Here is a 25,865-nt window from a genome sequence, read left to right as displayed (position 1 = left end):
TCTGACCGACGCGCAGGTGACAACTCGGTGTCGAACATCGGCGTTGCCAGCCGTTTACTACCCGATCGACGTCCCATGCGATGCTGTCGCCATGACCGCACGCGTGAACATCTCCTCCGGCTCCGAGTTCGAGGACATCGTCGGCTACAGCCGCGCCGTCCGAGTCGGCAACCACGTCGCGGTCAGCGGCACCACCGCCTCGATCACCGGCGGCGGCGCGGTCGGCGGGGACGATATCGGCGAACAGGCCAGGGAAACCCTGCGGCGCATCGGCAGCGCCCTCACCGAGGCTGGTGCGAGCCTCGCCGACGTTGTCCGCACCCGCATCTTCGTCACCGATATCTCTCGCTGGCCCGAGGTCGCCAAGGCGCACGCCGAGGTCTTCGGGGACATCCGGCCCGCCACCGCCATGTACGAGATCAGCGCGCTCATCACCCCCGCGCTGCTGGTCGAGATCGAAGCGGACGCGATCATCGCCGAGTAGTCCCGCGTGATCGACGGGACATGATGATTACTCGTCTGTCCCGTTGATCATGAAGAAGCCCGGCAAGGCCAGCCCGGGATCGCTAGGGTCGGGACTGTGACCAGTGCTGCTTTGGAAGGCCCCGTCTCACTCGACATTCTCGCCGAGGCGACCGATCGTTTCCTCGACACCGCGCGCAAACTGAGCAACGACGATGTGCACGAACCGTCGCTGCTTCCCGGCTGGACCCGCGGACATGTGTTGGCGCACACCGCGCGCAACGCCGACAGCTTGCTCAACCTGCTGCTGTGGGCGCACACCGGGGTGGAGATCCCCCAGTACGCGAGCATGTTCCTGCGCGATTTCGACATCGAAGCCGGTGCGCCCCGGCCCGCCACCGAACAACTCATCGACAACGAAGCGGCCACCAAACGCTGGTTCGCCCTGGCCAATTCGTTTACCGAGGAGGCCTGGCACGCGGAAGTCCGTACCCGGCAAGGGCGGCCGATCCCCGCCAGCGAAGTGCGATGGATGCGGTTGCAGGAGGTGGAGATTCACCACGTCGACCTGAACGCCGGGTACACCCCCGCCGACTGGCCCGCCCCCTTCGTGGCTCGCGTGCTGCACCAGGCCACCGTCGACATGAACCGAATCACCGCCGCCGCAACCGAACCCGTCCCCGGCTTCGAACTCGATGCCACCGACACCGGCTTCCACGGCATCGTCGGCGCCGATGCCCCCACCCGCTCCGTGGCCGGTCCCGCGTCGTCCATTGCCGCATGGCTCATCGGGCGGTCCGATGGTTCTGATCTCACCGGTGAGCTGCCCGAGCTTCCCGCCTGGAAGTAGTGCCGTCCGGCTTCCGAATGAGCCAGTCGCGCAATAGTTCTCCTTCGCTGAAGGTCAGCGGAAGGTCTCGTACAGGCGAGCATCGGTAGCGATACCGAAGTGACCGGTGATGAATTCGTTGCACTCGGCCCTGGGATGGGTTTGCGTCGCATCCATCTCAGGGTGCGGGCCCGCGTAGGCGTGGCGCTGACTTGTCTGCCGGTACGGGCCGAACCCCAGGCCGCCACGGGTGACGAACACACCGAAGCAGTCGGCTTCCACGGTGAAATACCCGTCCCCGCCCGGACAGAAGCCCGTCGCCCCGGTCACCGACCGATCCAGGACACAATCCCTCGGCTCCGCCACCGCCGAACCGGCGGTGGCGATGGCCGCGGCCGCGGCGACGCCGAAGAGAGTCGAACCAGTGATGATGCGGCGCCGGACAGCTACCATTTCGATCTCCGTTCGTTAGGCCTTTCGGTGCAATGTAGCGGCTGGCTCCGCCTCCCTCGATCACCTTCGCTGACCCCAGTTCTAGTGGCAGCCCCTACCCTTCGGGATAGAAAACGAACAGCGTGCAACCGGTCACCGATTGCGGAATGTGTGAGGAACCCGCGGGGGCATGGATGAAAGAGCCTGCGGGATAGTCGCGTACGCCGTCGTTGAAGACCCCGGATACCACGAAGACCTCCTCGGGGCCCGGGTCGCCCCGCCGTTATCCGGTGCCTCCGGCACGCGCACGATCGCGGTGCGCGGCTGGTCAGCATCTGCACCGGCGCTTTCGCGCTCGCCCACGCGGGAGTCTTGGACGGACGCCGGGCGACCACCCACTGGGCCCGCGCCGACGAACTGGCCACCCGGTTCCCAGCTGTCGACGTCGATCGCGACGTGCTCTATGTCGACCACGGCGATGTGGCCACGAGCGCGGGCGCTGGAGCCGGCATAGACCTGTGCCTGCACCTCGTCCGCACGGATCACGGTGCCGGATACGCTGCCCAGGTCGCCCGCAGGATGGTCATGCCACCGCACCGCGAGGGCGGGCAACTGCAGTACGCCGCACCGCCCCATCCCACCCAGATCGACGGCTCCCTGGCACCGCTGCTGGAATGGGCCACCGAACGCCTCGGCGACCCCCTCACCGTCGAGGACCTGGCCGCCCGAGCCACAGTTTCCCCCCGCACCCTCGCCCGCCGCTTCACCGACCAACTCGGCATCGGACCAGGACAGTGGCTGCTGGCCCAGCGCATCGCGGCAGCCCGCGAACTACTGGAAATTTCGGACCTCCCGGTGGAAGCCGTAGCCCGCCACGTCGGCCTCTCCTCCGCCACCAACCTCCGCCGACGCTTCCTCCGCGCCCTCGGCACCACCCCGGGTGCTTACCGCAGAGCTTTTCGAACCGACCCGCGATGAGCCTCTCACTGGATTCTCAGCCCGCGTGAATCCTGTAGCACGGGAATAGGTTCCAGAAACACAAGCAGATTCAGCACGGAATCTGCACGCACCTCGGAATGGGCTGCGTTGTAACGGTTTCTGGTCGGCGGCCCGGCGTAGGGTGGTGCCACCTCCAGCTCAGGGGCGGTATGGAATCGGTCCAGCCATACCGTGCCGAGAAGGGAGGTAGTGGGTTTGGCGAAACATCGCCGGGCAAAGAGCAAGGCCCCGGTCGACTACGGCATCTTGCTTGCTACAGCTGCCGTGGTCGCCGGGGCGCTCGTGCTGGTCCGCTGGTTGAGGGGCTAAGTAACCCATCAGGTGGGGCGTCGACTGCAATCGGCGTCCCACCGCCAGCATCACTTGCGTGATGTCCCAACTATACCGGGTCAGGCGAATCTCGAGCGAAGATGAACCGAACCCCAAGCGAATCGATCTCGGTAGGCGAGGGGGCCGTTCTCGATGGACGTCGACGCGGGCCCGTGTAGCGAATCTTGCACCACAGCTCCACCACAGGCAGCTCCATCAGACATGCGAGAAGGCCCCTCCCGATTACCCGAGAGGGGCCTTCTACCGATGTGCGGCTGAAGGGATTCGAACCCCTAACCTTCTGATCCGTAGTCAGATGCTCTATCCGTTGAGCTACAGCCGCATGGTTATTCAGTTGTGTACCGGTTGCCCGGGTTGTGGCGGAGGCGAGAGGATTTGAACCTCCGGTCCCCGTGAAGGGACAACTCATTAGCAGTGAGTCCCATTCGGCCGCTCTGGCACGCCTCCTGGAGCCTTCTCTTCGAGGGCACCGGTCCTTTCGAACCGCCGAGCATGAAGATTACAGTAGCCGTTGTCCAGATCGCAAAACGGCTGGTTATCAGCGTAAGTTGCTGTCGAACCAGTCGAAAATACGGGTCTGGGAGTCGACCAGACCGTTGTCGTCTTCGGTGCCGGGATGGTCGGCGCGGTGGCGCAGGCCGGGATAGCTGACGACCAGGCTGGCCACCGCGGCTCGGCCGGTCGCGTCGCGTAGTCGTTCGACCTCCGCGGGCGGGGTGGCCGGGTCGTCGGTGCCGAACAGTCCGAGCCACGGCGCCTGCAGGTGCGGGGCGACGCGGACGAGGGCGTCGGCCTGTTCGGTGAGCGGTTCGACGATGCCGGGCGCGGCGACGCTGACCGCCGCGCCGACCGGGCGGTTGGTGGCGACCAGGAACGCGGCGGTGCCCGCGGAGTCGAAGCCGAGCACGCCGATGGTGTCGGGGAACACCCCGTGCCGGGTCAGCCAGTCGAAGCAGGCGTCGAAGTCGTCGAAGAGTTCGTCGCCGAACACCTCCGCGACCGATTCGCGGCCGGACCGGTGGAACAGGTTGGGCGCGACCACGGTCCAGCCCTCGGAGGCCAGCGAGTTCATCAGCGCGAGCAGCGCACCGGTGAACTCGCGGGATTCGTGCAGCATCACGATGCCGCCGCGGGCATTGCCCTCGGGCTCCACCACGATGATGGGCACCTGGGTGTCGGCGGCCTGAGGTTTCGAGCCGGTCTCGGGTTCGGGCGACGGGTCGTCGCGGCGCAGGGGGGCGAGGTCGTTGTAAGTGCCCGACATGAAACCAGCGTAGGGCGACTTCTTGATCTTCGGTAGAAATTGCTGTTGGGGGCCCATCGACCACAGATTTTCCGGTACGCGGGCCATGCTTTGCGCCGGGCCACCTATGGTTGGTATGTGACAGCGTCAACCCGGCCGGACCTCGATTCGATTCCGGCGTATGTTCCCGGCCGCAACCACCCCGGCGCGGTAAAGCTCGCCAGCAACGAGACCACCTTCGGCCCGCTGCCCGCCGCGGCCAAGGCGATCGCCGAGGCCGCCGAGCTGGCCAACCGGTATCCGGACAATCTGGCCCTGGAGTTGCGTGCCGCGCTGGCCGAGTTCCTGGGCGTCGCGCAGGACAACGTCGCGGTCGGCTGCGGCAGCGTCGCGCTGTGCCAAGAGCTGGTGCAGATCACCTGCGACGCACCGACCGACGAGGTGCTGTTCGCCTGGCGCTCGTTCGAGGCGTACCCGATCGTCACCAAGGTGGGTAACGCGACCGCCGTCCAGGTGCCGCTCACACCGGATCACGTGCACGATTTGGACGCGCTGGCCGCCGCGGTGACCGAGCGAACCAAGCTGATCTTCGTCTGCAACCCGAACAACCCGACCGGCACCGCGGTCGGCAAGGCCGAGCTGACCCGCTTCCTGGACACGGTGCCCAAGCGGGTGCTGATCGTGCTGGACGAGGCGTACTTCGAGTATCTGCGGCTGGCCGAGGAGGACTACCCGAACGGTATCGAGCTGGGTCGCACCCGTCCGAATGTGGTTGTGCTGCGCACCTTCTCGAAGGCGTACGGCCTGGCCGGCCTGCGCGCGGGTTACGCGGTGGGCGATCCGGCCGTGATCACGGCGCTGACGAAGGTGCACATCCCGTTCAGCGTCAACCGGGTCGCGCAGGCCGCGGCGATCGCCTCGCTGGAGGCGCGGCACGAATTGCTGGACCGCACCCACGCTTTGGTGCTCGAACGCGACCGCGTGCGGGACGCGCTGCTGGCCGCGGGCTATCAGGTGCCGCCGAGCGAGGCGAACTTCGTCTGGCTGCCGCTGGGCGCGCGCAGCGTCGAGTTCGGCGAGGCCAGTGCCGAGGCAGGCGTGCTCGTCCGGCCCTACGGCGGTGACGGGGTGCGAATCACCACCGGAGATCCGCATGAGAACGACCTGTTCCTGAGCTTCGCCACCGATCCCGCAGTGCTGGAACGCTTCTCGATCTAGACCGCAGCGGGGTCAGACACCGAGGGCGCCCGCCACGACCGGCCACGACCGGACCAACTCGTCGGCCCAATACGGCCACGAGTGGGTCCCGGTCGGCCGGAAGTGCGCGGTGACCGGGATGCCGAGCACGCGGAGCCGATCGGTGAGCCGGTGCGTGCAGATATTGGTAGCGGCCTCGAGCGGACCGCCGAAGCTGATGGCGGTGGCCACGTCGACGTCCGGGTTGCCGGGCACGTCGTGGATGCCGGGTATACCGCTGCCGACGGACATGTAGATCGTCTTGCCGCGCAACGCTTCCGCGTGCAGCGTCACGTCGTGGTCCAGCCAGGCGGGATCGTCCTGCGGGCCGAACATGTTGTCCGGCTCGCCCTGATAGGTGGCGATCACCGTCCTGGCTTGCGCCTGGCCGAGGTCGGTGCCCATGGAGAAGCATCCGCTGTGCGCCGCGATCGCGGTGTACAGCTGCGGGTTCCGGAACGACAGCATCATCGCGGCCTCGGCGCCCATCGAGACACCCATCACGGCGTTGCGTCCGTTGCCGTTGAACTTCGCGTCGATCAGCGGCGGTAGCTCGCGGGCCAGGAAGGTCTCCCACATGTTGGTGCCGAGCACCGGATCGGGCTTCTTCCAGTCGGTGTAGAAGCTAGCCGGGCCGCCGACGGTCAGCACGACATTGACGTCTTTGTCCTCGAAGAACCGGTCGGCGTGGCCCATTTCGGTCCAGTTGTTGCTGTCGGGGCTCGCGCTGCGCCCATCGAGCATGTAGACGGTCGGACGGGGTTTCGACGTGTCGCGCGGCAGCAGCACCTGCACCTCCACGGCGCGGCGCATGGCGGGCGATTCGACGAAGACCCGCAGCCACCGATCGTTGACCGGTTCGATGCGGTCGATCGCCGGTTTCGCGGCCCGGCCCGTGGTCGGCTCGGCCGGGGCCGGGCCGTCCGAGGAGCCGGTGCTTGGTTTGGGTGCATCCGAAGGGGCCGCCGACAACTGGGGAGCGCCGAACACCACAGCACCGGAAACCAGTGCCGCACTGACCAAGACGCTGGAAACCCAGCGCCGCATCCTGCGCCGAGACAGCATGCGACCCATCCTGCCAGAAATGTGCGGATCGATCGGGCGGCCATAGCGAGTCGCAATAATGTGTGACCAGGGCCACGTTTGAGCTTTGGAGCGCCTGCATTCGAGCCCTGCCAGGAACGTTCTGATCCCGCCGACCGCCCGATGGCGAAGGTGGCGACCCGGCGGGCCACAACGCGTCCGGCAATGCTGTTGCCGAGATCACGTGGATCCGCCGACAGACTGCGTTGCCCGCCCGCACAACCGACAGCATCCGGGTGCCGCGGCTTGCGTCGGCGGCGCCCCAGCCGCGCGGGATGTCGACGGTGCCCCTGGACCCCATGAATCACCACCGCAAAATGGCCGTCCTGCACACGCAGCAAACTCCTGGTGCGCGAACCCGCCACGCCGTCAACGGGACTCGACGCCACCCGTTTTCGATCCGCGACTCGGTCCGGCCCAGCAAATCCAGCAAATCCGGGCACACCGCCAGCACACCCGCCGTACGCTACTCTCCGGGCCTCTCCCGGGCATGACCAAGGACGCACATGATCGTGGATCCGCACTATCGGCACCGAGCTCGCCGCGCTGCGCTTATGCCCAGCAAGCGGACCGGCCGCTCGGTACGGAGTCGCGACAGCCCGTGTCGGCGCGCACTCTCCTTCGAGCCGAAGCTAATTCGCGGCATCACCCTGCGTGCCCACCCGCGCGGGCCACCGGCGGGCGACGGTGTCGGCCACGCGCCCGTACGAATTCTCCCGCTCGAACTTGTCTGTTTCACCGCAGTACCGATGCCCGACCGGAGAAAACCGTGAATCCTGTGTTACCCGTGCCACCGTTCGAAAACTCTCCTGACACACAGCCTTTCAGTACCGATCTGAAACGCCGGCTACGTGAGTGCGACGAATTCTTCCGCATGCCGGAACTGGCCCATCTGTCGTCCCAGCGCCGCCGCACCGCGCTGGAGCAGCTCGAACAGACCGGCGGCTATCTGCAGACCGCCGAGGAGATCCTGATCGGCGCCAAGCTCGCGTGGCGCAATCACGCCCGCTGTGTCGGCCGAAAGCATTGGCGCTCCTTGAAATTGCTCGACGCGCGGCGCGTGCGGTCCGCGCGTGATCTGGCCGAGGTCTGCTGGCAACATCTGCAGATGGCCACCAATGGTGGTGCTATTCAATCGATGATCACCGTCGGACCGCCGCGGCAGCCGGACGGGCGCGAGTTCCGGATCGTCAGCCCGCAGCTCATCCGCTACGCCGGTTACCGCAACGGCGACGGCACCGTCACCGGCGATGCCGCGAATGTAACGCTCACCGAGTTCGCGATGAAACTCGGCTGGCGCGGTGCCGGAACACCTTTCGACATTCTGCCGCTACTGATCAGCACGCCGGACGAGCCGATCCGCTGGTTCGACATTCCGCCCGAGCTGGCCCGCGAGGTGGAACTGGAGCACCCGGAGTTCGAGTGGTTCGCCGGGCTGGGCCTGCGCTGGCACGCGCTGCCCGCGGTCTCCAACATGAACCTCGAGGTCGGCGGTGTCACTTACCCGTTCGCGCCGTTCAACGGCTGGTATCTGGGCGCGGAGATCGGCGCACGCAACCTGAGCGACACCAACCGCTACAACATGCTGCCGCTGATCGCCGAAATGATGTGCCTGGACACGCGTTCCGAGCGCACGCTGTGGCGGGACTCGGCGCTGGTCGAACTCAATCGCGCGGTGCTGTACAGCTTCCGCAAAGCGGGGGTGTACATCGTCGATCACCACACGGTGGCAAAGCAGTTCTGCGATCACGTCAAACGGGAGGAGGCCGCGGGCCGGACCTGCCCGACCGACTGGAGTTGGATCAACCCGCCGATCTCGTCGGGTCTGACCCCGACGTTCCACCGGTATTACGATCCGCCGGACCCCGACATCCGCCCCAACTTCGTCCGCCGGGATTTCAGCGGCGACGAATGAACCAGCCGGTTACTCGGGCCAGGTGCCGGTCAACGACTTGTAGCCGGTCGCGCCCGCCCGGTCGATGGCGGCTTTGACGAGGCCGAAGATGGCACCCTGGAGCGCGGCGGCGATCAAGACCTCGCTCCAGGTGTAGTTCCGCGCCGTGGCGCTGGGGGCTTCGTCCTCACCGCTGACGGTTCGCCACACGCGGGTGAACGCCGCATTGGCCGCGAGGCCGCCCACCACGCTGACCAGCATGCCGAGCGGCTTGTACAGCGTCTTCATGCCTGCCGCCTGCGCAGGATCCACCAGACGATGAGCGCCGCGAGTGCCGCGGCACCGGCCACGGCGGCGGGTTGCCGACGCGCCACGTCCGCGGCCTGCCTGCCGCGTTCGACGACCGGCTCGGGGGTGGCGGCTTCGGCTTTGTCGACCAGGTCGCGCGCCTGCGCCTTGGCCTGCTGTGCCTTCTCCTCGGCGGCCTGCTTCACCTGCGCGGCCTTCTCGGCGGTCGCCGCCTCCACCTCGGCGGCCTTCCTGCTGGTGGATTCCTTGGCCTCCGTGGCCTTCTTGCTCGCGGCCTGCTTGGTCGCGGCAGCCTTCTTGGCCGCGGCTTCCTTGGTTTCGGCCGCCTTGCGGCTGGCAGCGGACTTGGCCTGCGCGGTCTTCTCGGCGGCGGCTTCGGTTGCCTCCGTTGCCTTTTCGCGCACGGTGTCGGCGGTGTCGTGCAGTTTGTCCTGCGCTCGACCCTTGACGTCCAGTTTGTCGGTCAGCTCCGAAACCGTTTGCCCGAGTTGTTCTCTGGTCGCATCACGGTCCGCGCGCAGTGCTTCCTCTTCGATCGGACCGCTCACGATCGGCGTGTCGACTTCGGTGGTGTCGTCGGCGGCCCGGCGTCCCTGGTCGCTCATCGGTGTCTCCCGTCCTTGATGGTTTCGATGTCGCGTTTGACGCCCGCGGCCGCTTCCTGCGGCACCGGCGGGACCGCCTCCTGGACGTCCTTCTTGCCGAGGAGGGCGAGTACGGCACCGACGACCACCAGCACTCCACCGACGATCAGCGCCGCAGCCCACGCCGGTAGCGGTATCGCCAAGGCGAATATCGCCGCGGCGATCAAGGCCGCTCCGCCGTAGAGCGCCAAGAGGGCGCCGACTCCGGCAAGCCCGGCACCACGGCCGATGAGTTTGCCCTTTTTCTGTACCTCTAGCCTGGCCAGCTGCAACTCGTCCCGGATCAGCCTGCTGATCTGCTCGGTAGCGTCGTTGACCAGTTCGCCGACCGACCGAGTCTCCGCCGGTGGCCCGCTCCGCGCTTCTGTCATTTGGCACCTCCCAGTCGACGGCCGGTTACCCGGCGTCGCGGGTGACAAACACGCGTTCTGGGCGGCGATAAGCCGGGGCGGCACCTATCGCCCCTGCCCTGGACACCAAACGTGGTGTCGGTCAACCACTCAGGAGCCGACCGGCGCCGCGGGCTGCTGTAGCTCGATCGCCACCAGCAACTCGATCAGGTCGTTGACGCTGCGGACACTGCGGCCGGTGAGGTCTTGGATGCGGCGCAGGCGGTATTTGGCGGTGTTGTGGTGGATGCGCAGGGTGTCGGCGGCTTCGCGCAGGTTCATGTCGGCGGCGGCGAAGGCGCGGATGGTGTCGGCGAGCACGCCGCCGCGGGTCCGGTCGTCGGACAGGACCGCCGCGATCCCGGGGTCGATGAGGTGGCGGGCGGTGTCGTCGGCGCGCAGCATGAGGTAGCGGAACGGGGTGATGTGCGGCAGCGCCAGTACGCCGCCCGCCTCGAGCAGCAGACCGAGGGCGTTGCGGCTCTGCTGGTACGCCTTCGGCAGTTGCGCGATGCCGGCGACGACGGTGCTGACGCCGACGGCGAGGGTGATGCCTGCCGCGCTCAGTTTGCGCTGCATCGCCTGTAGTCGCTCGCAGAGTTCGCCGGTGCTCGCGCTGCGGTTGAGCGCGGGGACGGCGATGATCTCGCTGCCGCGCACCACCGCGAGGGTGCGCAGTCCGTTGACGCCGACACCTGCCATCGCCGCGGCGGCGAGTTGTCTTGCCTCGGTGTCGGTTCCGTCCTGCGCCTCGCGCAGCTGGCTGTCGAGCACGGTCGCGGTGACGACCACCATCGCGGCGGTGCTCTCCGCGCCGATGCCGTGCGCGCTTGCCTTGGCGAGTAGGGGTCCCCGCTCGGGCAGTGCGCCGGCGAGCAGCCGTTCCAGCAGGTCCTGTCCTTCGCGACCGAAGTCGGCCGAGCACGCCTGCTGGAACTCGAGGTAGGCGTTGGCGGCCTCGGTACTGACCAGATCGTTGTAGCGCGCCAGTGGAGCGACCATCGACAGCGCGGCCTGCCGCCCGGCCTCGGATTCACCGGCGAAGGCCAGCAGCGCCTTCCACGTCGCCTGCTGGCCGAGCCGGAAGGCGGTGATGTAGTCGACCAGGGTGAGCCCGGCCCTGGCCCGGCGCACCGCGGCCCGGCGGGTGTAGGCGAGTTCCTCGACGGTCACCTTGCGGTGCTCCAGGAACGCGCTGAGCCCGCACCGGCACAGCCTGGTCAGTTGATCGTGCACGTCGGCGTGGAAGGTGCTGTCGCGAGCCGCGTAGCTGGGAATCTGGGCGAGGATCGCCGACAGTCCGGCGTCGGCGATCTCCTCCGCCTGGGCATAGGCGTTGCCGATTATTCGAATGCGCTCGGCCTGTACTTCGTCCGGATACACCGTGCTGTCCGAATGTGACCCAGCTGACATATGCGGATACTCCATCGCTGTATCGGGGGTGTCAACACGACTAGAGCCGGGCCGTCCATGTCCGGCGAGGACAACATCGCGGGGCGGCTTTGGCCTCCACGGCCGATGTGCCCGCTGACCAGCGCACTTACGCTGACCATCTGCACTCCAGGCGGGCAGCTGAAGTTGTTGTCGCGCAGGGATTTTTTCCCACGTCTCAAACGTGGGCTGGGAGGCCGAATGCTCGAAATATCCGACCTGACCGTCCGCTTCGGCGGCATCACCGCACTGCACGAGGTCGGATTCCGGGTGGAGCCGGGACAGATGGTCGGCCTGATCGGACCCAATGGCGCCGGGAAGACCACGCTGTTCAACTGCCTGACCCGCCGCCACCTGCCGGATTCGGGTGCTGTGCGCTATCTGGACACCGATCTGCTGACCGTGCGACCGGATGCGCTCGCCGCGCTCGGGATCGCCAGAACCTTTCAGAATCTCGGGCTGTTCCCTCGGATGTCGGTGCGCGACAACGTCCTGGTGGGCGCACACCACCGGGCCGGTGCCGGATTCACCAGCGCGGCATTGCGGTTACCGCGGGTGCGTCGCGAGGAGCGAGCCTTACGCATCGAAATCGACGCGCTGCTCGACCGTTTGGAGTTGGCCGACGTGGCCGATCATCCGGCTGCCGGGCTCCCGTTCGGCACGCTCAAACGGATCGAACTGGCCAGGGCGCTGGCCGTCCAGCCGCGGTTGCTGCTGCTGGACGAGCCGGTCAACGGGCTCAACCACAGTGAGGTCGGCGAATTCGCCGATCGCCTGCGGGCGCTGCGTGACGAATCGGATCTGACGGTCATAGTCGTCGAGCATCACATGGGGTTCGTCATGGGCACCTGCGATCGGGTCGTCTGCCTCGACTTCGGGCGGCTGATCGCCGAGGGTGATCCCGAAGCGGTGCAACGTGATCCGGCCGTCATCGCGGCGTACCTGGGGACGGCGGCATGAGCGAGGAACCCTTCCTGTCCGTCACCGAGCTGCGAGCCGGATACGGCGGTGCCCAGGTATTGCACGGAGTGAGTTTCACGGTCCGCCGCGGCGAGGTTTGCGCGATCCTCGGCGCCAACGGTGCGGGGAAATCGACCCTGCTGCGCGCTATCTGCGGCATGATCCGGCCGCGCGGCACGGTACGGCTCGACGGCGCTGAAGTCACCGGACGCGCACCGGAGGCGATGGCCCGGCTCGGCGTCGCCCACGTGCCGGAGGGGCGCGGCACCTTCATGCCGCTGACCGTCGAGGAGAACCTGCGGCTCGGCGCGTACCCACGTCGCGATCGCGCCCGCGTCGAGACGGACCTACAGCGGGTGTTCGGCTACTTCCCGGTGCTCGCGGACAACCTGCGCAAGCCGGCCGGTGGCCTGTCCGGCGGCCAGCAACAGATGCTGGCCATCGGCCGGGCGCTGATGCTGGCGCCCCGACTGTTGCTGCTGGACGAGCCGTCGCTCGGGCTTTCGCCGCTGGTCACCCAGGAGCTTTTTCGCATCGTGCACACCATCAACGAAGAGGAAAAAACCACGGTGATCGTTGTCGAGCAGAACGCTCATCTGGCACTGGAGAACGCGCATCAGGCGCACGTGCTCGAGACCGGCCGAATCGTGTTGTCCGGCACCGCCGCCGAGATCAAGGCCGACGAGCAGGTCGCCAGGTCTTACCTCGGATACCGGGTGTGATCGTGGCCGGATTCCTACAGCAGATCTTCGAAGGCATCAGTTCCGGCGCGTTGTACGCCGGGCTGGCGCTGGCTTTGGTGCTGATCTACCGGTTCACCGGGATCGTGAATTTCGCCCAGGGTGAGCTGGCCATGTTCTCGGCTTTTCTCGCGTGGCAGTTCATGCAGCACGGCTTTCCTTTTTGGTTGTCGCTTATCGCGACACTCATCGTCTCGTTCATCGGCGGGATGCTCATCGAACGGGTGATCATCCGGCCGGTCGAAGGCGCCCCGGAATTGACGCTGGTCATCGTGACCGTGGGGTTGTTCTTCTTCATCAACGCCGCAGCGGGCTGGATCTGGTCTTTCCAGGTCAAGTCGTTCCCGAATCCGTTCCCGGACGGTGCATTACGAGCCGGTGGCGTGACCGCGGGATACGGCAACCTCGGTGTGCTTGCGGTAGTCGGTGTGGTGATGGGTTTGCTGTATCTGCTGTTCCGCTACACCAAGATCGGGTTGGCGATGCGGGCGGTCGCGTGTAATCCCCAGTCCGCCAGGCTCGTCGGGATTCGGGTCGGCACCGTCCTCTCGCTCGGGTGGGGGCTGGCCGCTTTGGTCGGCGCGGTGTCGGGGGTGTTGTCCGCCCCGCTGCTCTTCCTCGAACCCACCATGATGGGCGGGGTCCTCATCTACGCCTTCGCGGCGGCGACGCTCGGCGGTTTCGACAGCCCGGGCGGTGCGGTGGCAGGCGGTTTGATCGTCGGCATCGCCGAAACCCTCACCGGCGCATACGTCGACGTGATCGGGACCGAACTCAAGATCGGTGTGCCACTGGTGATCATCTTCGGCGTGCTGCTGGTCCGGCCGCAAGGCCTGTTCGGCCGGGCGGCGGTGGAGCGGGTATGAGCGACACCACCAAGCCGGTCACCGAGACGGTGACCGCCGAACTCGCTGTGCAACAGGCTGTGCCACCACGGAAGACATCGCTGCGCGGACTCGCGGCACAACACTGGCGATGGCTCGCGGTAGCCGCGGTGATCGTTCTCGCCTGCTATGCGCCGTTCCAGTTGGTGCCGTTTCGCACCTTCCAGCTCGCGATGGCGATGATCTACGCGATCGCCCTGGTGGGGCTCAATCTGCTGGTGGGACATACCGGTCAGATCTCACTCGGACACGGCGCGTTCTTCGCCATCGGCGCCTACACCACCGCGGTGCTGATGAACCGTTGGGACACACCGTATCTCGCGACGCTGCCGGTCGCGGCGCTGGTGGCGTTCGTGCTCGGCTTCGCGCTCGGCGTGCCCGCGCTCCGGCTGCGCGGGCTCTATCTGGCGTTGGTCACGCTGTCCATCGCGATCTTCCTGGTGCCGCTGCTCAAGCGATTCGAGACGCTGACCGGCGGGTCCATGGGGCTGACCCTGACCAAACCCCTGCCGCCGCAATGGACCGGGCTGGCCGAGGACCAGTGGCTGTACTTTCTGGCCTTGGTCACCACCGGGCTGTGCTTCCTGCTCGTCGCGGGACTGCTCAGATCGCGGGTCGGTCGCGCACTACACGCCATCCGGGACAACGAGATCGCCGCGGAGATGCTCGGCGTGCGCACAGCGTTCTACAAGACGCTCGCCTTCGCCTGGAGCGCGATGCTCGCCGGCGTCGCGGGCTGTGTCTACACCTGGGTGATCGCCTTCGTCTCCCCCGACTCGTTCGCGGTCGGGCTGTCGATCACACTGCTGGCCGGACTGGTCGTCGGCGGGCTCGGCGCCCAGTGGGGACCGCTGCTCGGCGGGCTGTTCGTGCTGTACGTGCCGAGCTTCGCCCAGGACATCAACCAGGCCGCGCCGGGCGTCATCTTCGGACTGCTGATCATCGCGGTCATGTACCTCGCGCCGAACGGATTGGCCGGGCTCATCGGTCGGGCGGCGCGCTGGCTGGAAAACCTCCTTCGGAAAGGGAAAACCCATGCGCACTAAGGCGATCCGAGCCGTGGGAGCGGCGGTGGCCGTGCTGCTCACGGCGACCGCCTGCGGTGGCCGCGGCGAAGACGGCGGCACCGTGGGACAGGGCGACTGCAAGGGGCAGCAGACCACCGGCATCACCGAGACAAGCCTCAAACTCGGCGGCGTCTACCCGCTGTCCGGGCCCGCCTCCGCCTACGGCGAACTGCCCAAGGGCGTGCGCGCGTACTTCGACTACGTCAATGCCGAGCAAGGCGGGGTGGACGGGCGCAAGGTCGAGTTCCTGATCCGCGACGACGGTTACCAGCCGCCCAAAACGGTGGAGGAAACCCGGCGGCTCGTCGAACAGGATCAGGTGTTCGCGGTCTTCTCCACCCTGGGCACGGCGACCTCGGCCGCGGTGTGGGACTACCTCAATCAGCGGAAGGTGCCGCAGGCGTTCATCGCGGGCGGTGCGACCAAATGGGGCAGCGACACCGAACACCCCTGGACCATCGGCTGGCAGCCCAGCTATCGGGCCGAGGGGCAGGCGTTCGCACGCTACGTCCGCGAACAGCGGCCCAACGCCACTGTCGCGGTGCTCTACCAGAACGACGACTTCGGCAAAGACCTGCTGACCAGCTTCACCGAGGCCGTCGCGGGCAGCGGCATCAAGATCGTGGGTGAGCAGAGCTACGAGGTCACCGACCCGACCGTGGAACCGCAGCTGCGCAATCTCGCCAACACGAAAGCCGATGTGCTGCTGAACTTCTCGACCCCTAAGTTCGCGTCGCAGGCGTTGGCCGCCGATGCACGCAACACCGACTGGAACCCGCTGCACATCCTCGCGCAGGTAGCGAACAGCGTCACCATGCTCAAGCAGGTCGGCTTCCAGAATGTGCAGAACGTGGTGTCGGTCGCGTTCATGAAGGACCCCGCCGACGCGCAGTGGGACGCCGACGCCGGCATGCGCACCTACCGGGACAAAGTGGCCCAGTACACCCGCGACGCCGACCCCACCAACCAGTACACGGCCGTCGGCTGGGCGATGGCGCAGACCTTCCACAAGACCATGGAAGCGGCGAAATGCCCCACCCGCGAAGGACTCCGCGACGCCATGCGGGCCCTCGACAACATCGATATCGGCCTGCTGCTGCCCGGCATCACCGTGAAGACCGGCCCCGGCGACGCGTTCCCGCTCGAAGCCATGCGGATCCAGAAGTTCGAAGGTGACCACTGGACGCTCATCGGCGACCTGATCAACACCGGCAAGTAGCCGCGCACGACCTTGACCTGCTGGTTCAGGTCAAGGTCTGTTGCGGAGACGGAGGGATTTGAACCCCCGGTCGATCTCTCGACGCTCGCTTTCAAGTCGAATATCTGAGGTCCGCTCGTCGTCTGCCGATGTCCATTCCCCTACGCGAAGTGCCGAAATGCTTCCGTGGGGGTCTCGTCGTGTCCGGGGTCGTATGGCCGAGTTGTGACACCTGCGTGACACCATCACCCTGTCGTGGTCCTTCGCGGATAGGTTGTCTATCCGGCACCTAGAAACCCCGCTTCCTCATACCGGCCATCCTGTGCTGAGAGAGGGATAGTCAAGGGTGCCGTAGGCATCGCGCAGCGACGCGAAGCGCCCTTTACTCTCCCGTGGCGAAGTCAGATCATTGGGCCATGAGGAGGCGGATACCCAGCCCGGCCACGTCGATCGGTAGAACGTGACAATCACCGAATCGCCTAAGCATTGCCCCCTTCCCTAGTCGTGTCGAGGTGGCACCACTGCTCTGTCTATCCAGACTGCGTTCGGCTCCGAATACGGGAACGTACGGTGAATCAGATTGGCTGGTACACCTCGACGGACGGGAACCGCTATGTCCTTTGATCGTGCCCGGATGACTGCCTTGGTCGCAGTGGCCACATTGGCTGGTGCAGGGTGGATAGCAACCGCTTCAACGGCCTACGCTGCCGATCCGGGGTACGAGTGTGCCTTGGTGTTCCCGGCAGGCGGTGGCGTGTACGGCCATGACTGTTCGGCGGTCGGTGGCGCGCCCGAGGCGGGCAAATTCGAGAAGGCCGGTGAAGACAAGTACGGGGAGAAGACCCATCCGGAGGTGTATATCCGGGGCACGGTCGACGGAGAAAAGATCGCGTGTATCACGACGTACATATCGAAGACAGAGCTCCATGGGATCCAGTGCGAGGGCGATTATCGCTAGACCATCGGAGCGCCAACCAGAGGCGCTGGCATAGTCGACCACTGCTTCTGAAGAGCAGGTCGGATACGGCGAACGCTGTGCTCAGCGCTACTCGATGGCGGTAGAGGTCAGCCTAGTAGATGAGCGGGGCACTCGGCCGTACGGGCCGTCGCCGACGCGCCGACTGCGCCGGGGCGGCGGAGGGACGGAGCGTAGGCCCGTTGCGCGTCGTGAGCGCGGCGGCGGCGGCCCGTAGGGCCGCCGCTCTTGACGCGGTTGTGACAAACCGTGACAAGACGGTCACCGTTCGGCCGATTCGAACGCGTGGACGCCGCAGGCCAACGGCGTGACCTGGGCGTCTGTTGCGGAGACGGAGGGATTTGAACCCCCGGTCGATCTCTCGACGCTCGCTTTCAAGGCGAGTGCATTCGGCCGCTCTGCCACGTCTCCAGGACCACGATGGTAGCGGACGGGTCAGAGGGGGCGCGTTCCGATTTCCTGATCGATGCGGGCGAAGACTTCGGCGATGACCTCTAGCTGGTGCGGGGTGAGCAGGTCGACGAAGTCGCGGCGGACGGCTTCGACGTGGCCGGGAGCGGCGGCTTCGAGGCGGCGCATGCCCTCGTCGGTGAGCTCGGCGAGGACGCCGCGGCCGTCTTCTAGGCAGGTGTTGCGGCGCACCATGCGCTCGCCTTCCAGGCGCCGGATCTGGTGGGTGAGGCGGCTGCGCGAGGAGAGCACGCCGTCGGCGAGTTCGCTCATCCGTAAGGCACGCCCGGGCGCTTCCGACAGCAGCACCAGGATGCGGTATTCGGCGACGCTGAGGTCGCTGTCGCGCTGTAACTGCCGGTTCAGCGCGGTCATCAGTCGCTGGTGGCCATCCATATAGGCCCGCCAGGCCCGTTGCTGCGCCGGGGTGAGCCACCTCGGTTCGGCCACGGGACTACTCGGTTCTGGATGCACGGTGCTCATTCTATGCCGCCCTCAACTGCGGAAATTCCCTGTGGGGAAAGATGTATCGCTCAGTGGACAGTCTCGCGCAGTGATCTCTCCAGCTCGGCGCGGTTCGCGAAACCGCGAGAATGCGCTTGTGGTTGCGCCTGAGCCGACCGGTGCCGCGACCGCTCGCGAGGGGCCCGCAGTTCGGGACGGCGCGGACGGGGGCACTATGGAACCCGTGCGCGCTATCGAGCTGAACGGATTCGGCGGACCCGAGGTAATGACGTGGGCCGAGGCGGTAGATCCCGCGCCCGGTCACGGTGAGGTGCTGATCGAGGTGGCGGCGGCCGGGGTGAACCGCGCCGACCTGATGCAACGCCAAGGGTTTTATCCGCCGCCGCCGGGTGCCAGCGAGGTGCTCGGTCTCGAATGCTCCGGCGTCATCGCCGAGCTCGGTGACGGCGTGCACGACTGGCAGGTCGGCGACCGGGTATGCGCGCTGCTCTCCGGCGGCGGGTACGCCGAAAAGGTGGTCGTCCCGGCCACGCAACTGCTGCCGGTGCCGGACGGGCTGGATCTCGGCGCGGCCGCCGGGCTGCCCGAGGTGGCGGCGACGGTGTGGTCGAACCTGGTCATGACGGCTGGGCTGCAAGCGGGTCAGCTGGTGTTGATCCACGGTGGCGGCAGCGGGATCGGCACGCACGCCATCCAGGTGGCGCGCAGCCTCGGCGCGCGGGTCGCGGTCACCGCGGGGTCGGCCGACAAGCTGCAGCGATGCAAGGAACTCGGCGCGAGCGTGCTGATCAACTACCGGGACGACGATTTCGTCGCCGCGGTGCGGGCCGACGGTGCGGGCGCCGACGTCATCCTGGACAACATGGGCGCGGCCTATCTGGCCCGCAATGTCGAGGCCCTGGCGAATTTCGGGCACCTGGTGGTGATCGGCATGCAGGGCGGGGTCGGCGGCGAGCTGAATATCGGTGCGCTGCTGCGGAAATGGGGCACGGTGCACGCCACCAATGTGCGCAACCGGCCGGCCACCGGCCACGGCAGCAAGGCTGAGATCATCGCCGAGGTGCGCCGGCAGCTGTGGCCGTTGGTCGCCGACGGCACCGTCGCGCCGGTGATCCACGCGGAACTGCCGATCAGTGAAGCGGGCGAGGCGCATCGGTTGCTGGAATCCGGCGACGCCTTCGGCAAGGTCGTGCTGCGAGTACAGGAGCTCTGAGCTCGTACGGGGATGCCGCTCACGTCACCGACTGACGCGGCTGCCCTCACCTCGCGGACGAATTGCCATGGCGCGCAGCGATTGCCAGCGAATTCGGGCGCGTGAGCTGCTGGCGAATACGGGCGCGGGGAGCTGATCGGGAGCGCGAGAGAACGGCGCTCGACTACTCCATCGCCGCGAGCGCGCGGCCGAGCTGGTCGATCTCGAACTTGGTGGTGTAAGGCGCCAGGCCGATGGTGACCGCGCCGCCTTCGTCGTTCACGCCGAGCGCGTCGAGCAGCCGACTGCCACCGTGTACACCGCTGAGGGTGCCGATGCGGTTGTCGGCGAGCTTGGCGGCGACCTTCTCGGCCTGCATGCCCGCGAGAGTGAAACTGACGGTGGGGATTCGGGTGGAGGCCCGGCCGATCACGGTCAGGTTCGGGATCTTGTCCAGCACATCCATCAGGTGCTCGAACAGCTGATCGTGGTAGTCCTGCAGCGAGGTGATCGACATCTCCAGGCGCTGGCGGCGACTGCCGCGCGCCCGCTCGTCGAGGCCGGCCAGGAAGTCGATCGAGGTGGTCAGCCCGGCGAGCAGGGCGTATTGGTGTCCGCCGACCTCGAGCCGCTCGGCGCCCTTCGCGTAGGGGTTCAACGACATCGAGGGAATTCGGTCCAGGAAGGCCGGATCGCGGAATACCAGCGCGCCGATCTGTGGACCGCCCCAGGCGGGCGCGCTCAGCGCGACCACGTCGGCGTTGAGTTCGTCGATGTCGATGAGCGCGTAGGGCGCCGCGCCGAACGCGTCCGCGACGAGCAGTCCGCCCACCTCGTGCACCCGGTCCGCGGCCACCCGGACCGCGGGAGCGGAGCCGACGATCGGCGAGGCGGCGGTGAGTGCCACCAGCCGCGCGGTGGGCCCGATCAACTCCTCGAACTGCCAGGACGGCATCTCGCAGGTCTCGATCTCCACCTCGGCCCAGCGCACGTGCGCGCCGTAGCGATTGGCGATGCGCAACCACGGCGCGACATTGGCCTCGTCGTCCAGCCGGGACAACACGATGCCGGTGCCGAGCCCGAGCCGCGAGCTCAAGGATTCGGCCAACCAGGCGAGCAGCACGGCCCGATCCGGGCCGAGCACAACGCCCGCCGGATCGCCGCCCACCAGATCCGCCACCGCCTCGCGGGCCGCGTCCAGAATGGCGGCGCTACGCACCGCCGCACCATTGCGACCGATATGCGAAAAAGAGGAAGTTCGGAATCCTGTTGAGACGGCGCGAGATACCGCATCGGGCACCAGCATGCCCGCTTGCGGGTCGAGATGGATCCAGCCGTCGCCGAGGGACGGTATCAGGCCCCGAACCCTCGCGACGTCGTAAGTCATGTTGGCCACTCTAAGGGCAGCGGGCGAGCCTGTGTAACCGTGTTCCCCTCCGCTTCACAGCGGGGGCACAGCGACCTGGGACTCAGCATGGCGACCGACTTTCAGCAAATCCGAACCACACGACCCGAACAGAATAGAACGCCGCCCCGCGCCTATGACGAGGACCGGGCAACCTGGTCGCAGCCGGTTATCCACAGGCGGCGTGAACACCGGCTTAGCGCGTTCGGGAGCGACGCGACATGATAGGGACCATGACGCAATCGGATGAGGCCCCGGACCACATCGTCGTAGTCGGACCCGACGGCCGCCCGTTGGTCATCCCAGCGGAGGCCGCGGACGACGCGCCCTTCACCGCGCAGGTGGTGACCGACGAGGACAAGAAGGACAAGTCGGACGACCGCGACGATACGGGCGAATCGCTCGCCGACATGGTCGAGCAGCCCGCGAAGGTCATGCGCATCGGCACCATGATCAAGCAGCTGCTGGAAGAGGTGCGCGCGGCTCCGCTCGACGACGCCAGCCGCAGCAGGCTGAAGGAGATTCACAAGTCGTCGGTGCGCGAGCTGGAACAGGGCCTTGCCCCGGAACTGCGCGACGAACTCGAGCGGCTCACGCTGCCGTTCACCGACGACGCCATTCCGTCCGACGGCGAACTGCGGATCGCGCAGGCTCAGCTGGTCGGCTGGCTGGAGGGCCTGTTCCACGGCATCCAGACCGCACTGTTCGCGCAGCAGATGGCCGCACGGGCGCAACTCGAGCAAATGCGCCAGGGCGCGCTACCGCCCGGCATCCACGCGAGCGACCCCCGCGGCGGCCCGGCCAATCACGTGACCGGCGGTTCCGGGCAGTATCTGTGAGGCGCTGACCCGCGTGTGCCACGCGGGTCGGTAGGAATGTCCAAGGGTAGTGTCGAGCACCGTGCCCGCCGCTGCCGCTCGCCCCGACTCGGAACAGAGTCCGGGGCGTCCTGAAGAGAGCTCAGTGCGTTCAGATGACAGCCAAGTGCGTTCAGATGACTCCGTGCGTCCGGAGGAGGATTCCTCCGGCGACAGCACGGTGCGCTCCGATGACGGCGCGGCGGAAGAGGATCCGGTGAGTCCCGCGGAGACCTCGGCTGCGCCCGAGCAGACGGCCGAGCCGGTGGACACCGAGCCGATCGCCTCGGATTCGCAGACCCTGCAGCGGGCGTTCAAGGATTTCCGCGTCGGTTTCGGCCAGCGGGAACTGTGGTTGTCGCTCGGCTGGCAGGACATCAAGCAGCGGTACCGGCGCTCGGTGCTCGGGCCGTTCTGGATCACCATCGCGACCGGTGTCCAGGCGGCCGCGATCGGCCTGCTGTACGCAGCGCTGCTGAATCAGCCGATCAAGGACTACCTGCCGTACGTGGCGGTGGGCATCATCGTCTGGAATGTGATCAATGCGAGCATCCTCGAGGGCTCCGATGTCTTCATCGCCAACGAGGGGCTGATCAAACAGCTGCCGTCGGCGTTGAGCGTGCACGTCTACCGGCTGGTCTGGCGGCAGCTGCTGTTCTTCGCGCACAACATGCTGATCTATCTCGTGGTGCTCGTCGCGTTCGGTGTGTGGGAGAAACTGCACTGGACCGCGCTGTTCGCCATTCCCGCGCTCGGGCTGCTGTTTTTGAACGCGATGTGGGTGTCGATCGTGTTCGGCATCTTCAGCACCCGCTACCGCGATATCGCGCCGATCCTCGGCAGCCTCACGCTGATGCTGTTCGTGCTGACGCCGGTGATGTGGAATACCAAGAGCCTCGAGGCGCAGGGCGGCCAGGTCAGCGAACGCGCGAAACTGGCCGAGCTGGTCCCGACGTTCCACTACCTGGAGATCATCCGCGCGCCATTGCTCGGCGACGATCAGCATCTGTATCACTGGGGCATCGTCGGCGCCATCACCGTGGTCGGCTGGCTCGTCGCGATCTACGCGATGAAGCAGTTCCGCTCGCGCGTGCCGTACTGGGTTTAGGAGGCATCGATGACCGACCATGTGAGTATCGAAACCCGCCAGGCCTGGGTCGAATTCCCGATCTTCGACGCCAAATCGCGGTCGCTGAAGAAGGCGTTCCTCGGCAAGGCGGGCGGCGCGATCGGGCGCAACCAATCCGACGTGGTGGTGGTTGAAGCGTTGCGCGACATCACCCTTTCGCTGAAGGAAGGCGACAAGGTCGGCCTGGTCGGGCACAACGGCGCGGGTAAATCCACGCTGCTGCGGCTGCTTTCGGGCATCTACGAACCGTCGCGCGGCAGTGCGCGCATCCGCGGCCGGGTGGCCCCGGTGTTCGACCTCGGCGTCGGCATGGACCCGGAGATCTCCGGCTACGAGAACATCATCATCCGCGGGCTCTTCCTCGGGCAGACGCGAAAGTCGATGCTGGCCAAGATCGATGAGATCGCCGATTTCACCGAGCTCGGTGAGTACCTGTCCATGCCGCTGCGCACCTACTCCACCGGTATGCGGGTTCGCCTGGCCATGGGCGTGGTGACCTCGATCGACCCGGAGATCCTGCTGCTGGACGAGGGCATCGGCGCGGTGGACGCCGAATTCATGAAGAAAGCCCGGCTGCGTCTGCAGAAATTGGTGGCCCGATCGGGCATCCTGGTATTCGCCAGCCATTCCAACGAATTTCTCGCGCAACTCTGCGATTCCGCGTTGTGGATCGATCACGGACAGATCCGCCTGCGCGGCGGTATCGAAGAAGTGGTGCGAGCCTACGAGGGTCCGGACGCGGGAAACCACGTCGCGACCGTGCTGCGCGAATTGGAAGCCGAAAAGACCATGGACACCGAACGAGAACTGGAGCGGAACCAGGCATGAGTGAGCCGACCGGGCAGGACACCCCGATCGAGGAAGGGGCATCTGCTCCGGTCGACGCCACCACACCGTCGGTGAGCGCGAGCGGCGCTGCCGTCGGCACCGGCCCCGAGGCGCGGATCGTGGCGATCGTGGTCACGCACAAGCGTCGCGAGCTGCTCGCCGAGTCGCTCAAAGTCATTGCCTCCCAGTCTCGTCCGGTCGACCACCTGATCGTGGTCGACAATGCCAACGAGCCCGAGGTCGCGGACCTGGTCCGGGACCAGCCGATCGAGACCACCTACCTCGGTTCGGCGCACAACCTCGGCGGCGCGGGCGGTTTCGCGCTCGGCATGCTGCACGCGCTGAGCCTCGGCGCGGACTGGGTCTGGCTGGCCGACGACGACGGTCGGCCCGAAGGCCCGGAAGTCCTTGCCATCCTGCTGGATTGCGCGAAACGGCACGGCCTGGTCGAGGTATCGCCGGTGGTCTGCGACATCAACGAGCCCGACCAGCTCGCCTTCCCGCTGCGCCGCGGCGTGGTGTGGCGGCGGCTGCGTTCCGAACTCGGCGACGAGGACTTCCTGCCCGGCATCGCCTCGCTGTTCAACGGCGCGCTCATCTCCGCCAAGGCCGTCGACGTGATCGGCGTGCCCGATCTGCGCCTGTTCGTGCGCGGCGACGAGGTCGAGGTGCACCGCAGGCTGGTCCGCTCCGGGCTGCCCTTCGGCACCTGTCTGCAGACCGCGTACCTGCATCCCAACGGTGCCGCCGAGTTCAAGCCGATCCTGGGCGGCCGGATGCACACCCAGTACCCCGACGACCCGGTGAAGCGCTATTTCACCTATCGGAACCGGGGATACCTGATGTCGCAGCCCGGTATGCGGAAGCTGCTGCCGCAGGAATGGATTCGCTTCTCCTGGTTCTTCCTGGTCACCCGCCGCGACCCGGCGGGCCTGCGCGAATGGTTCCATCTGCGCTCGCTGGGCCGCCACGAGCAGTTCGGCAAACCCGACGAGCGTCCCTGAACCTGCGCACAGCCAGGCTGCGCGCACGAGGGAGTCGGAACCCGGCAATAAATGAGTTGCGTGGGGTGTCGAGCCATGTCAATGTTGGGCAACTGCGAGTGAGGCGAGGAGGTGTGGACCGTGGCTAGGAGCTTGCGGATTGTCGTGTTCGGACGAGCTGTGCCTGCGCACGCCGCCACACGAAACGCCCCCTCATTCTTCAGTCACTGAGTCCGCGTTGGGCTCGGTGCCCAACGAAAGATTCCTTCCATCATGGTCGAGAACGACCTCCTTGTCCCTTACGGCTGGACCGAAGCCGTAGCCGATGAATACGCCTCGCTGATCGAGGAAGGCTGTGTGCCCGCCCGGGTTGTCCGGATGGATCGCAGCGAATGTGATGTCGCGACCCCCACCGGACCGGCCAGGGCCAAGTGTCCGCGCGCCGACGCCGAGGTCAGTGGGCTCTGCACCGGCGACTGGGTGACGATCGATGCCGAATCGGTGGTGCGGCAGCTGCTGCCACGCCGGTCGGCGATCATGCGATCGTCGGCGTCCGGACGCTCGCAAGGGCAGGTGCTCGCCACCAATGTCGACACGGTGCTGATCTGCACCGCGGCCGACGGTGACGTCGACCTCGGGCGGATCGAGCGGATGCTCGCGCTGGCCTGGGAAAGCAACGCCCAGCCCATCGTGGTGCTCACCAAAGCCGATGCGGCAGAAGATATTCCGCTCGACGACGTGCGGGCGGTCGCACCCGGCGCCGCGGTGGCCGCGGTGAGCGCGAACAGCGGGGCCGGCCTGGATGTGCTCGCCGCCGTGCTCGACGGCACCGTCGCGCTGATCGGACCGTCCGGCGCGGGGAAATCCACTCTCGCCAATGCCCTGCTCGGGCAGGAAGTGTTCGCCACCAACGCCGTTCGCGCCGCGGACAAGAAGGGCAGGCACACGACGGTGCATCGGGAACTGCGGCCGCTGCCGAACGGCGGCACGCTGATCGATACACCGGGACTGCGCGGAATCGGGCTGTGGGACGCCGCCGAAGGCCTCGAGAAGACCTTCAGCGACATCGAATCCCTTGCCGCCCGATGCCGATTCGGCGACTGCGCGCACAACGGCGAACCCGGCTGTGCCGTGCTCGCCGCCATCGACAACGGTGAACTCCCGCAGCGGCGCTTCGACAGCTACCGCAAGCTCGCCAAGGAGAACGCCTGGATGGCGGCGCGCACCGACAAACGCCTGCAGGCCGAGCGCGACCGCCAATGGCGCAGCGTCATCAGACAGCAGCGACAGGGCTACAAGGAACGAGGTTCCCGCCGCTGAACCCGGCGGCCGGGCGGGTGGTAGCAGTCGGTGATCAGCGCCGTCCGCCCCGGCCACCGCGTTGCCTCAGGCAACGGCACGAGCCAACGTTGTTGATCATGAAGAACCCGCTCAGCATGCTATGCAACTG

26 protein-coding genes, 3 tRNA genes and 1 pseudogene are annotated in these 25,865 nt (G+C 66.8%); 17 read left to right on the top strand and 13 right to left on the bottom strand.

Annotation, left to right across the window (positions count from 1 at the left end):
- Nucleotides 1-91 precede the first annotated feature (91 nt).
- Both NN4_RS24070 and NN4_RS24065 read left to right on the top strand, forming a co-directional pair.
- On the top strand, nucleotides 92-484 hold the full coding sequence (locus NN4_RS24070; RefSeq protein ID WP_147135549.1) for a RidA family protein: 393 nt from the start codon (nucleotides 92-94) through the stop codon (nucleotides 482-484).
- Nucleotides 485-580: 96 nt separating this feature from the next.
- The gene (locus NN4_RS24065; RefSeq protein WP_147135546.1) at nucleotides 581-1,312 is read left to right on the top strand and encodes a maleylpyruvate isomerase family mycothiol-dependent enzyme; all 732 of its coding nucleotides are present in this window, start codon (nucleotides 581-583) and stop codon (nucleotides 1,310-1,312) included.
- 54 nt (nucleotides 1,313-1,366) lie between these two features.
- Here NN4_RS24065 and NN4_RS24060 read toward each other — a convergent pair whose 3' ends face one another.
- A complete protein-coding gene (locus NN4_RS24060) occupies nucleotides 1,367-1,744 on the bottom strand; it encodes a hypothetical protein (RefSeq protein WP_147135543.1) in 378 nt (125 codons plus the stop codon).
- Nucleotides 1,745-1,838: 94 nt separating this feature from the next.
- A pseudogene (locus tag NN4_RS24055) lies at nucleotides 1,839-1,994 on the bottom strand (cupin domain-containing protein); the annotation flags it as partial.
- On the opposite strand from NN4_RS24055, the gene NN4_RS24050 reads away from it, so the two are divergent.
- Entirely contained in the window at nucleotides 1,967-2,701 is a 735-nt protein-coding gene (locus NN4_RS24050; RefSeq protein WP_308633337.1) for a GlxA family transcriptional regulator, read from the top strand. The pseudogene NN4_RS24055 and the gene NN4_RS24050 overlap by 28 nt on opposite strands.
- Nucleotides 2,702-3,301: 600 nt before the next feature.
- Here the strand turns inward: NN4_RS24050 and NN4_RS24045 are convergent.
- The 3 genes from NN4_RS24045 to NN4_RS24035 form a co-directional block, all read right to left on the bottom strand.
- Nucleotides 3,302-3,374, bottom strand: a tRNA-Arg gene (locus NN4_RS24045).
- Between the two features lie 35 nt (nucleotides 3,375-3,409).
- A tRNA-Ser gene (locus NN4_RS24040) sits at nucleotides 3,410-3,499 on the bottom strand.
- Between the two features lie 91 nt (nucleotides 3,500-3,590).
- Nucleotides 3,591-4,316, bottom strand: coding sequence for a dienelactone hydrolase family protein (locus NN4_RS24035; RefSeq protein ID WP_147135540.1), 726 nt, complete (start codon nucleotides 4,314-4,316; stop codon nucleotides 3,591-3,593).
- A 117-nt stretch (nucleotides 4,317-4,433) separates the two neighbouring features.
- On the opposite strand from NN4_RS24035, the gene hisC reads away from it, so the two are divergent.
- Complete coding sequence (gene hisC / locus NN4_RS24030; RefSeq protein ID WP_107659915.1) at nucleotides 4,434-5,513, top strand: histidinol-phosphate transaminase; 1,080 nt, start codon at nucleotides 4,434-4,436, stop codon at nucleotides 5,511-5,513.
- A 12-nt stretch (nucleotides 5,514-5,525) separates the two neighbouring features.
- Here hisC and NN4_RS24025 read toward each other — a convergent pair whose 3' ends face one another.
- Entirely contained in the window at nucleotides 5,526-6,596 is a 1,071-nt protein-coding gene (locus NN4_RS24025) for an alpha/beta hydrolase (RefSeq protein ID WP_147135537.1), read from the bottom strand.
- 805 nt (nucleotides 6,597-7,401) lie between these two features.
- Between NN4_RS24025 and NN4_RS24020 the strand changes: the two genes are divergently transcribed.
- Nucleotides 7,402-8,529: a nitric oxide synthase oxygenase gene (locus NN4_RS24020; RefSeq protein WP_147135534.1), complete on the top strand. Its 1,128-nt coding sequence runs from the start codon at nucleotides 7,402-7,404 to the stop codon at nucleotides 8,527-8,529.
- Between the two features lie 9 nt (nucleotides 8,530-8,538).
- On the opposite strand, the gene NN4_RS24015 is transcribed toward NN4_RS24020, so the two are convergent.
- The 4 genes from NN4_RS24015 to NN4_RS24000 all read right to left on the bottom strand — a co-directional run bounded on the left by NN4_RS24015 (nucleotide 8,539) and on the right by NN4_RS24000 (nucleotide 11,263).
- Nucleotides 8,539-8,796, bottom strand: coding sequence for a DUF4235 domain-containing protein (locus NN4_RS24015; protein ID WP_107653649.1), 258 nt, complete (start codon nucleotides 8,794-8,796; stop codon nucleotides 8,539-8,541).
- On the bottom strand, nucleotides 8,793-9,422 hold the full coding sequence (locus tag NN4_RS45790; protein WP_147135531.1) for a DUF3618 domain-containing protein: 630 nt from the start codon (nucleotides 9,420-9,422) through the stop codon (nucleotides 8,793-8,795). The genes NN4_RS24015 and NN4_RS45790 overlap by 4 nt, the downstream gene beginning before the upstream one ends.
- Nucleotides 9,419-9,832 carry a phage holin family protein gene (locus NN4_RS24005; RefSeq protein WP_147135529.1) on the bottom strand — a complete coding sequence of 138 codons (414 nt, stop codon included), beginning with the start codon at nucleotides 9,830-9,832 and terminating at the stop codon, nucleotides 9,419-9,421. The genes NN4_RS45790 and NN4_RS24005 overlap by 4 nt, the downstream gene beginning before the upstream one ends.
- A 129-nt stretch (nucleotides 9,833-9,961) precedes the next feature.
- Nucleotides 9,962-11,263 carry a PucR family transcriptional regulator gene (locus NN4_RS24000; protein WP_147135527.1) on the bottom strand — a complete coding sequence of 434 codons (1,302 nt, stop codon included), beginning with the start codon at nucleotides 11,261-11,263 and terminating at the stop codon, nucleotides 9,962-9,964.
- A 219-nt stretch (nucleotides 11,264-11,482) separates the two neighbouring features.
- Between NN4_RS24000 and NN4_RS23995 the strand changes: the two genes are divergently transcribed.
- The 6 genes from NN4_RS23995 (at nucleotide 11,483) to NN4_RS23970 (ending at nucleotide 17,088) form a co-directional block, all read left to right on the top strand.
- Nucleotides 11,483-12,241 carry an ABC transporter ATP-binding protein gene (locus NN4_RS23995; protein ID WP_147135524.1) on the top strand — a complete coding sequence of 253 codons (759 nt, stop codon included), beginning with the start codon at nucleotides 11,483-11,485 and terminating at the stop codon, nucleotides 12,239-12,241.
- Nucleotides 12,238-12,963, top strand: coding sequence for an ABC transporter ATP-binding protein (locus NN4_RS23990; protein ID WP_147135521.1), 726 nt, complete (start codon nucleotides 12,238-12,240; stop codon nucleotides 12,961-12,963). The genes NN4_RS23995 and NN4_RS23990 overlap by 4 nt, the downstream gene beginning before the upstream one ends.
- The gene (locus tag NN4_RS23985) at nucleotides 12,960-13,847 is read left to right on the top strand and encodes a branched-chain amino acid ABC transporter permease (protein ID WP_246181046.1); all 888 of its coding nucleotides are present in this window, start codon (nucleotides 12,960-12,962) and stop codon (nucleotides 13,845-13,847) included. Before NN4_RS23990 ends, NN4_RS23985 begins: the two co-directional genes overlap by 4 nt.
- Entirely contained in the window at nucleotides 13,844-14,911 is a 1,068-nt protein-coding gene (locus NN4_RS23980) for a branched-chain amino acid ABC transporter permease (protein ID WP_147135518.1), read from the top strand. Before NN4_RS23985 ends, NN4_RS23980 begins: the two co-directional genes overlap by 4 nt.
- On the top strand, nucleotides 14,901-16,151 hold the full coding sequence (locus tag NN4_RS23975; protein WP_147135515.1) for an ABC transporter substrate-binding protein: 1,251 nt from the start codon (nucleotides 14,901-14,903) through the stop codon (nucleotides 16,149-16,151). Before NN4_RS23980 ends, NN4_RS23975 begins: the two co-directional genes overlap by 11 nt.
- Before the next feature lie 613 nt (nucleotides 16,152-16,764).
- Complete coding sequence (locus tag NN4_RS23970) at nucleotides 16,765-17,088, top strand: hypothetical protein (RefSeq protein WP_147135512.1); 324 nt, start codon at nucleotides 16,765-16,767, stop codon at nucleotides 17,086-17,088.
- A 344-nt stretch (nucleotides 17,089-17,432) separates the two neighbouring features.
- On the opposite strand, the gene NN4_RS23965 is transcribed toward NN4_RS23970, so the two are convergent.
- Together NN4_RS23965 and NN4_RS23960 are read right to left on the bottom strand one after the other, a co-directional pair.
- A tRNA-Ser gene (locus NN4_RS23965) sits at nucleotides 17,433-17,517 on the bottom strand.
- Nucleotides 17,518-17,541: 24 nt separating this feature from the next.
- Complete coding sequence (locus NN4_RS23960; RefSeq protein ID WP_308633336.1) at nucleotides 17,542-17,952, bottom strand: MarR family winged helix-turn-helix transcriptional regulator; 411 nt, start codon at nucleotides 17,950-17,952, stop codon at nucleotides 17,542-17,544.
- Between the two features lie 292 nt (nucleotides 17,953-18,244).
- Here NN4_RS23960 and NN4_RS23955 point away from each other — a divergent pair, with 292 nt between their 5' ends.
- Complete coding sequence (locus tag NN4_RS23955) at nucleotides 18,245-19,234, top strand: NAD(P)H-quinone oxidoreductase (RefSeq protein WP_147135509.1); 990 nt, start codon at nucleotides 18,245-18,247, stop codon at nucleotides 19,232-19,234.
- A 163-nt stretch (nucleotides 19,235-19,397) separates the two neighbouring features.
- Here the strand turns inward: NN4_RS23955 and NN4_RS23950 are convergent, their stop codons facing one another.
- On the bottom strand, nucleotides 19,398-20,600 hold the full coding sequence (locus NN4_RS23950) for a cysteine desulfurase-like protein (protein ID WP_107659911.1): 1,203 nt from the start codon (nucleotides 20,598-20,600) through the stop codon (nucleotides 19,398-19,400).
- A 251-nt stretch (nucleotides 20,601-20,851) separates the two neighbouring features.
- Between NN4_RS23950 and NN4_RS23945 the strand changes: the two genes are divergently transcribed.
- The 5 genes from NN4_RS23945 (at nucleotide 20,852) to rsgA (ending at nucleotide 25,735) form a co-directional block, all read left to right on the top strand.
- Nucleotides 20,852-21,457, top strand: a complete 606-nt coding sequence (locus NN4_RS23945; RefSeq protein WP_147135505.1) for a bacterial proteasome activator family protein — start codon at nucleotides 20,852-20,854, stop codon at nucleotides 21,455-21,457.
- A gap of 283 nt (nucleotides 21,458-21,740) precedes the next feature.
- Nucleotides 21,741-22,583: a galactan export ABC transporter permease subunit Wzm/RfbD gene (wzm, locus tag NN4_RS23940; protein ID WP_246181052.1), complete on the top strand. Its 843-nt coding sequence runs from the start codon at nucleotides 21,741-21,743 to the stop codon at nucleotides 22,581-22,583.
- Nucleotides 22,584-22,592: 9 nt separating this feature from the next.
- Complete coding sequence (wzt, locus tag NN4_RS23935) at nucleotides 22,593-23,432, top strand: galactan export ABC transporter ATP-binding subunit Wzt/RfbE (RefSeq protein WP_135234298.1); 840 nt, start codon at nucleotides 22,593-22,595, stop codon at nucleotides 23,430-23,432.
- A complete protein-coding gene (gene glfT1, locus NN4_RS23930) occupies nucleotides 23,429-24,436 on the top strand; it encodes a galactofuranosyltransferase GlfT1 (protein WP_246181044.1) in 1,008 nt (335 codons plus the stop codon). Before wzt ends, glfT1 begins: the two co-directional genes overlap by 4 nt.
- Before the next feature lie 252 nt (nucleotides 24,437-24,688).
- Nucleotides 24,689-25,735, top strand: a complete 1,047-nt coding sequence (gene rsgA, locus NN4_RS23925; protein WP_147135502.1) for a ribosome small subunit-dependent GTPase A — start codon at nucleotides 24,689-24,691, stop codon at nucleotides 25,733-25,735.
- Nucleotides 25,736-25,865: the final 130 nt, after the last annotated feature.

Origin of the sequence: Nocardia ninae NBRC 108245, assembly GCF_007990755.1 — a bacterium.
In the GTDB taxonomy this organism is placed as follows: Bacteria; Actinomycetota; Actinomycetes; order Mycobacteriales; family Mycobacteriaceae; genus Nocardia; species Nocardia ninae.
The sequence above is the reverse complement of the archived record's forward strand: the minus strand, read 5'-3'. Positions and strand labels throughout refer to the sequence as shown.